The organism is Roseisolibacter sp. H3M3-2, from assembly GCF_029211165.1.
Classification (GTDB): Bacteria; Gemmatimonadota; Gemmatimonadetes; order Gemmatimonadales; family Gemmatimonadaceae; genus Roseisolibacter.
The window spans coordinates 1-4,596 of sequence record NZ_JARGEK010000372.1; the positions used below are offsets into that span (position 1 = coordinate 1).

At 78.2% G+C, this 4,596-nt stretch carries 3 protein-coding genes and 2 pseudogenes; 2 read left to right on the top strand and 3 right to left on the bottom strand.

All coding sequences use genetic code 11. The features are described 5' to 3' along the window. Positions 1-263 (bottom strand): annotated as a pseudogene (locus tag PYV61_RS21295) (hypothetical protein); the annotation flags it as partial. Positions 264-353: 90 nt separating this feature from the next. On the opposite strand from PYV61_RS21295, the gene PYV61_RS21300 reads away from it, so the two are divergent. Then, entirely contained in the window at positions 354-1,187 is an 834-nt protein-coding gene (locus PYV61_RS21300) for a hypothetical protein (RefSeq protein ID WP_275835430.1), read from the top strand. 188 nt (positions 1,188-1,375) lie between these two features. Here the strand turns inward: PYV61_RS21300 and PYV61_RS21305 are convergent, their stop codons facing one another. Further along, entirely contained in the window at positions 1,376-2,959 is a 1,584-nt protein-coding gene (locus PYV61_RS21305; RefSeq protein ID WP_275835432.1) for a PHB depolymerase family esterase, read from the bottom strand. 128 nt (positions 2,960-3,087) lie between these two features. Here PYV61_RS21305 and cysK point away from each other — a divergent pair, with 128 nt between their 5' ends. Further along, a complete protein-coding gene (gene cysK, locus PYV61_RS21310) occupies positions 3,088-4,014 on the top strand; it encodes a cysteine synthase A (protein ID WP_275835434.1) in 927 nt (308 codons plus the stop codon). A 62-nt stretch (positions 4,015-4,076) separates the two neighbouring features. Here cysK and PYV61_RS21315 read toward each other — a convergent pair. Then, positions 4,077-4,596, bottom strand: a pseudogene (locus PYV61_RS21315) (hypothetical protein); the annotation flags it as partial.

Below are 4,596 nucleotides of genomic sequence, written 5' to 3' on the forward strand. Positions count from 1 at the left end.
GCGGGCGCCGCGGGCGCCACCTCGCCGCCGCCGGCGGCCGTCGTCGTGCTCGCGCCGGCGACCGCGGGGTCGAGCACCGCCACCTCGGGCGGCGTTGCGCCCGGCCGCCGCGCGAGCGCGAGCCCGACGGCGAACAGGGCCAGCAGGGGGAGCAGCCACAGCAGGGGCGAGCGCACCCGCCGCCGCGGCGGCAGCCCCGGGAGCGCCGGCTCGGCGTGCGGGACGGGGTCGTCGGGGAAGGTCGGATCGTGGGGAGTCGTCATCTGGGGCTCCGTGTTCGGGGACGCCGCTCGCGTCCGCCTGCCTACGGGGCAACCCTCGCACCGCCGCGCCGCGCCGCGCATGCTTGCCGCATGAGTCCCCACGCCGAGTTCGTCGCCCGCCTGGCCGCCGCGCGCACCGCGCACCCGCTCCCGCCGCGCGTACGTGCCCGCGCCGAGCAGCTCGGCCGCGGCGCGCTGGCGGCGCTGTTCCCGGCGCTCGCCCCCGACGCCCCGCACTGCGACGCCGCCGACGTCGCCGGCGGGCTCGACGCGGTGCGCGACGCCCTCGCCGCGCTGGCCGCCGACGTCGGCCACCCGCGCCCCGCCGCCGTCGCCGACGCGCTGCTCGACGCGCTCCCCGCCGTCTACGACGCGCTGCTCGACGACGCGCGCGCCACGCACGACGCCGACCCGGCCGCCACCAGCGTCGACGAGGTGATCGCCGCCTACCCCGGCTTCCAGGCCACCGCCTGCCACCGCGTCGCGCACCGCCTGCGCGCGCTCGGCGTGCCGCTGGTGCCGCGCCTCGTGTCGGAGTTCGCGCACCGCGCCACCGGCATCGACATCCACCCCGGCGCGACCATCGGCCGCGCCTTCGCCATCGACCACGGCACCGGGATCGTGATCGGCGAGACGGCGGTGCTCGGCGACCGCGTGCGCCTCTACCAGGGCGTCACCCTCGGCGCCGCCGCGGTGGCCAAGGCGCTCGCCCGCACGCGCCGCCACCCGACGCTCGAGGACGACGTGGTCGTCTACGCCAACGCCACCATCCTCGGCGGCGACACCGTCGTCGGCGCCGGGAGCGTGATCGGCGGCAACGTGTGGCTCACGCACTCCGTCCCGCCGCGCAGCGTGGTTACCCACGCGTCGCAGGTGGCGCGGCGCCCCGCGACGTGGGACGGGGTGGAGGACTTCGCCATCTGAACGGCGGCCATCCAACGGCCGGGATACGGATCCGGCGGATGCACGTCGGATCGAACGGATCGCTCCTCGCGGCGGCAGTCGCCCATCCGCCTGATCCGTCTCGATCGGATGTGATCCGATTCCCCGCAGGTCGAACCGTGACCGGTCGCGACCGCATGCCTCGCGCGTCGCAGGTCGCGAGTCGCAGCTCAGAGCCCGAAGAACGCCACGGCCGAATCCACCGCGTCCACCCGCGCCCGCGCGTCCCACCACGCCATCGGCCGCAGCCGGCGCGGCAGCGCGTGCCCGACGCCGGGGAGGGCGAGCACGCGCGCGCTCCGCATGCCGGCCACCTCCACCAGCCAGCGCGCGCTCTCGCCGGCCGAGCGCACGCGCCCCGCGCCGTGCCCGGTCGGCAGCCGCACCGCGCCGCCGCCGTACGGGTTCACCGGGTCGTCGGTCCCCGCCACCAGCGGCACCGCCAGCCCGCGCGCGCCCGGCGTCGGGGCGCAGGCCAGCGACGCGTCGTCGGGGATCGAGGCGCCGACCGCGACGACGCTCGCCAGCAGCTCCGGCGCCTCGACCGCGACGCGCAGCGCCGCGTGGCCGCCGTTGGAGACGCCGATCGCGTACGCGCGCGCCGGGTCCGCGCCGTGCGCCTCGACCAGCGCCGCCACGAGCGCGCGCGCGAACGCCGGCTCGTCGGCCGCGTCGCGGCGCGCGGCGTAGGGGAGCGGCGCGCGGCAGTCGTTCCACGTGCGCGCGTGCCCGTCGGGGTACGCCACCAGGAAGCCGCGCGCGCCGGCCGCGCGCTCCAGCGCGCCGCCCCCCTGCGCGCGCAGCAGCGCGCCGCGCGCCGCCGCGCCGTGCAGCGTCAGGACCACCGCCGGACGCGCGGCGGGGCGCGGCGGGACGTACAGCAGCGCCGTGCGCCGCGCGCCGGCGACGTCGTCGCGGAGCCGCCGCAGGCCGGGGCCGTTCGGGGGCGCCTCCGCGCCCGGCGCCGCCAGCAGCAGCGGGAGCGCCAGCGGCAGCGCGAGCCACGCGCGGCGCGGCACCAGCGCCGGGACGCGCCACCGGTACACGTCGTACGCCGCGCCGAACGCGCGGCGCAGGTCGCGCTCCTCCAGCCGAACGCCCACCAGCACGCAGAGCGTGAGCGGGAGCGCCAGCGCCAGCCGGCCGACGGTCAGCACCGGCGTCGCCCACAGCGCGAGCAGGATCCCCAGCTGCATGGGGTGGCGCACCACGCGGTACGGCCCCGGCGTGCGGAAGGGGAGCGCCCCCGGCGCGCGCCCGCGCGGCGCCGCCCACGGGCGGTCGAGCCTCGTCGGCTCGGCGTGCGACCGCGCGAACGTCGAGGCGGCGAGCGTCGCCACGCCGAGCCAGAACGCCGCGCGCAGCGCCAGCGCGCCGCCCGGGGACGCGACGCTCCACAGCGCCCCCGGCACCGGGCGCCACGCGACGACGAGCAGCAGCAGGAGCGCCGACGACAGCAGCACGTGCGTCGCGCGCTCCGCCGCCGGCGGGACCACGCGCGCCAGTTGCTTCTTCACGCCGGCGCGTGCCAGCACCGCGTGCGGCACCGCGAACGCCGCCACCAGCAGCAGGTCGACCAGCAACGCCGCCCCCACGGGCGTCACCGCCCCCTGGTCGACGCCGCGCCACCCCGGCAGCGGCGCGAGGAAGCCGACGAAGGCGACCGCCGCCGCCGCGAACGCGGCCCAGCACGCGAGGGCGTAGGCGAGCGGGAGGATCCGGGGGACGACGTGCGAGGGGCGCGAGTCGGGCATGGCGGCGTGGGGAGTGCGGTCCCCTCCCGATGCGTCGCCGCCCGGCGGCGCCCGACACGAGGGTGGCGCCGCGCGGTATCATCCCCCCACGGAGCAGCCCGCGCAGCCCACGCCAGCCGACCCCGACCATGCGCCTCGACTCGATCCTCGCCGCCATCGGCGACACGCCGCACGTCCGCCTCGCGCGCCTCTTCCCCGACCGCGAGGTCTGGATGAAGCTCGAGCGGCAGAACCCCGGCGGCTCGATCAAGGACCGCATCGGCCTCGCGATGATCGAGGACGCCGAGCGGCGCGGCGTGCTCACGCCCGGCATGGTGATCGTCGAGCCCACGAGCGGAAACACGGGCATCGGTCTCGCCATCGTCGCCGCGGTGAAGGGGTACCGCCTGATCCTCGTCATGCCCGAGTCGATGTCGGTCGAGCGCCGCCGCATCATGGCCGCCTACGGCGCGGAGCTCGAGCTGACGCCGCGCGAGGTCGGGATGAAGGGCGCGATCGCGCGCGCGCAGGAGATCATCGCGCAGCACGGCGGCGCCGGCCACGCCTGGATGCCGCAGCAGTTCGAGAACCCGGCCAACATCGACGTGCACGTGCGCACCACGGTCGAGGAGATCGCGCGCGACTTCCCCGAGGGGCTCGACGCGATCATCACCGGCGTCGGCACGGGCGGCCACATCACCGCGTGCGCCGAGCAGCTGAAGACGCGCTGGCCGCGGCTGAAGGTCTACGCGGTGGAGCCGACCAAGAGTCCGGTGATCGGCGGCGGCACGCACACGCCGCACAAGATCCAGGGGATCGGCGCCGGCTTCGTCCCCGCCAACCTGCACGTGCAGGCGCTCGACGGCACCGTCCAGGTGACCGAGGAGGACGCCTTCGCGATGGCGCAGCGCTCCGCGCGCGTCGAGGGGATCTTCGTCGGCATCTCGTCCGGCGCCGCGCTCGCCGCCGTGGCGCAGCAGCTCCCCGCGCTCGACGCCTCGGCGCGCGTGCTCACGTTCTGCTACGACACGGGCGAGCGCTACCTGTCGATCGAAGGGCTGTTCCCGACGTCCTGAGCGTCGCGCGCTGCGGGCTGCGGGCGGCGGTTTTGGAATCCGCAGCCCGCAGCCCGCAGCCCTTACGGGTTCGGCCCCACCTGGCGCGCCGGCTCCCCCCACTTCACCCGCTCCAGCGCCGACGCGAACGCCTCGTTGGCGGCGGCGAGCAGCGCGGCCGCGACCGCGGTCGCGTCGTCGCCCGCGCGCACCGGCGACGGCGCGCGCACCTGCCGCGGGTAGCCGCGCGCGGCGTCGTGCGCGAGCACCAGCAGCTGCGCGGCCGAGTCGCGCCGCATCGAGAGCACGCCGCTCACCACCGCGCCGGCGTGCGTCGCCACCGCGACCGCCGGCACCGGCAGGCCCGCGCGCTGCACCGCGCGCGCGGCCGCCGCGTCGGGCATGTCGAACTCCGGGCGCGCGGCCACCGCGCGGCGCAGCCCCTCCGTCACCGCCGCCGCCGCCTCGCGCAGGTCGGTGCGCCCCGTCCCGTCGGTGAGGTCGAGCACCGTCACGCGCCGCACGCCGGCCTTCGGGCGCGGCACCCGCGCCGCCAGCCGCGCCACCGTCGGGTCCGCGGCGATCGCCGCCGCCGCGGCCGCA

Coding starts and splice junctions, on each gene's coding strand:
- PYV61_RS21300 (WP_275835430.1), top strand. CDS start 354: ATGAGTCCCCACGCCGAGTTCGTCGCCCGCCTGGCCGCCGCGCGCACC.
- PYV61_RS21305 (WP_275835432.1), bottom strand. CDS start 2,959: ATGCCCGACTCGCGCCCCTCGCACGTCGTCCCCCGGATCCTCCCGCTC.
- cysK (WP_275835434.1), top strand. CDS start 3,088: ATGCGCCTCGACTCGATCCTCGCCGCCATCGGCGACACGCCGCACGTC.